Source organism: Rouxiella silvae (assembly GCF_002093625.1).
Taxonomy (GTDB): Bacteria; Pseudomonadota; Gammaproteobacteria; order Enterobacterales; family Enterobacteriaceae; genus Rouxiella; species Rouxiella silvae.
Window position 1 is genome coordinate 1 of the sequence record NZ_MRWD01000058.1, and the last position, 2,544, is coordinate 2,544.

General features: G+C 50.6%; 2 protein-coding genes. Both read left to right on the forward strand.

The genetic code is table 11. From position 1 onward, the window contains the following. The coding region (locus tag BS639_RS19925) for an inverse autotransporter beta domain-containing protein (RefSeq protein WP_173882117.1) at positions 1-2,022 on the forward strand (2,022 nt) is incomplete at its 5' end. Next, a partial coding sequence (locus BS639_RS19930; RefSeq protein ID WP_173882118.1) for an Ig-like domain-containing protein occupies positions 2,019-2,544 on the forward strand: 526 nt, incomplete at its 3' end. The genes BS639_RS19925 and BS639_RS19930, both read left to right, overlap by 4 nt.

Below are 2,544 nucleotides of genomic sequence, written 5' to 3' on the forward strand. Positions count from 1 at the left end.
AACGATAACTTGGTTTTGGGTACCAACGCCTTTTTCGACCAAGACATTACGCGTGGGCACAGTCGACTGGGTCTCGGTCTAGAGGCTTGGGGTGAAAGAGTCCGGAGCTCGCTTAACTACTATCTGCCCCTCAGCGGTTGGAAACAGTCCAACGACACGCAGTTTAATTCGGATCCTTTGCATTATGGCCTGTATGAGCGTGCCGCCAGAGGGTGGGATATCAATTTTGAAGCACTGCTCTTCAGACCACTGTCGGTAAAATTAACCGGATTCCACTGGTATGGCAAAGAGGTTGATGTCTTGGGTACGCGGAGTCGCGTCAGTGCAGACCCTTATGGCCTCACATTAGGCTTCAACTGGCAGCCCGTCTCCCTGTTGGGGTTCACTTTAGAAGATACGCTGCTAACCGGTCAGCCTAATGATTTGAAAGTCGGTATGAATTTTAGCTGGAACTTTAATGAGAGCTTGCAGCAGCAGGTAGACCCCGAAAGGGGCAAGGCAATGAGCGCACTGTCCCTGTCTCGTCACGACTTTGTGACTCGCAACAATAATATTGTTTTGCAATATAAAAGAGAGGAGCTATTTCGCCCGCTCTATTTTAGTCCCGATCGGCTGACAGTTAAGGCTGGGGCGGCCCAGTCGGTTAATCTGGCCAAGGGCGGTTATGGCGGCGCCATCAAATATACCTCCGACCAGAATGAGATAGCCAAGGTTGAGGCGGACAGCGGGTTTATCACGCCTCTAAAACGCGGCGAAACAACTATTCGCGCTCAAGAGTTTCAGCAGGGCTGGTGGCAAACGCCGATAAATGATGCTTCCTATCAGGTAACCATCTTACCGGGTGATATTGCGCCTGCGGCAAAACAAGTCAACATAATCGGTACGCCTGATGTAGGAGAGACGCTGGCAGCCAGTTATCTGTTCGTTAATAATGAAGGCAATGACGAAATAGACGGCGGTTCGCCTGTTGTCTGGTTTAACGAAAATGACAGTGCTACATCATTGAGTGAAGGCTTGAACTATAAAGTAAGAGCTGAAGATCGCGGACAAAATATTATTTTCCAGGTCACCCCCATCAATAAAGACAACATATCAGGAGAGTCAGTAAAACAGACTGTAAATATCCCTAGCCTAAAATTGAGCAATTTTTTGATTGCTAATGGCAATATCATAGTGGAAAGCGATGAGGTGATAGTTTTCCCACAGGGGACTCAGGGGCAACTATTTCTGACCGCTATTGTAAAAGATCGCCACGATCGACCTGTTTCCATGACACCTGTATTTTGGAGCCAGTTAAACGCGGCGCTGGGAACCATTACCAACCGTACCGGCGTGACGGATGATAATGGGGAGATGATCATTCGCTATGAGGGAATTACCACGTCTGGCAATGATACCGTTACTGTCAGTTTACAGCCTAATGTGGGAGATGCTGCGTCCTCTATTTCAGTGGAAAAATCACTGTCACGTAATATTAAAGTGGAGTTTTACGCAGGAAAAATAGACCCGCTTCCAGGAATAACGCTTAACGTTGGGGAGAATAAAGCGGTTAGCCCAACAGGCGGTATTGTTGGTGAGGAGTATCTGTTCACCTCTAAATCCGCAGAGATTGTTGCCATCGTGCAAGGGAAGCTGATCGCTAAAAACGTTGGCGTAACAGAAATAACCGTTTATCAAACGCCAACTGCTACGGTAAATGCGCCTCAGCCGATAACTTTCACCGTTACCGTAACTAAACGGATATCAGAAGAACTACAGGTTGAACCGGTAACAGTAGACTTTGGTGCACCGGTTCAAGCGCTGGTTGTTCAGGGCGGCAACGACGGGAAATTGAGCTTTACATCATCGGACGCAAACGTAGTTAAGGTCTCTGACAAAGGCGATCTGACGTTTCTGAAGGCCGGTCAGACGACATCAAGGTCAGTCAGGCAGCAACCGCCACCACGGCGGCGCCTAAAGCAATCACCGTTGCGGTTATCGTCAACAAAAGCGTCGGGGCTGGGCTGGACGCGAGTCCGATGACGCTGAAAGTTCTTGAAACTCAGGGGATTAAGGTCAGCGGCGGCAACGGCGGCACGTTGAGTTATCGCACTGATAATCCAAAAATCGCCAGCGTAGACGATAAGGGTAACGTTACGGCGAAGGCAAAAGGCACCGCGAAGGTCACGGTGACGGAGGCGGAGAGCGCCAACTACCTGGGTCAGACGGTCACGGCTGACGTCAGCGTGGGTTTAAACGACGCGCCAGCGCTCACGGCCAAGGCTGTAGAGGTGGACTTTGGTTCGACGCCGCCAGCGCTGGTTGTCGAGGGCGGCAACGGCGGGAAATTAAGCTATAAATCATCGGACGTAAACGTAGTTAAGGTCTCTGACAAAGGCGATCTGACGTTGGTAAGCGCGGGTCAGGCCGACATTACGGTCAGTCAGGCAGCAACCGACACCACGGCGGCGCCTAAAGCAATCACCGTTGCGGTTATCGTCAACAAAAGCGTCGGGGCTGGGCTGGACGCGAGTCCGCTGACGCTGAAAGTTCTTGAAACTCAGG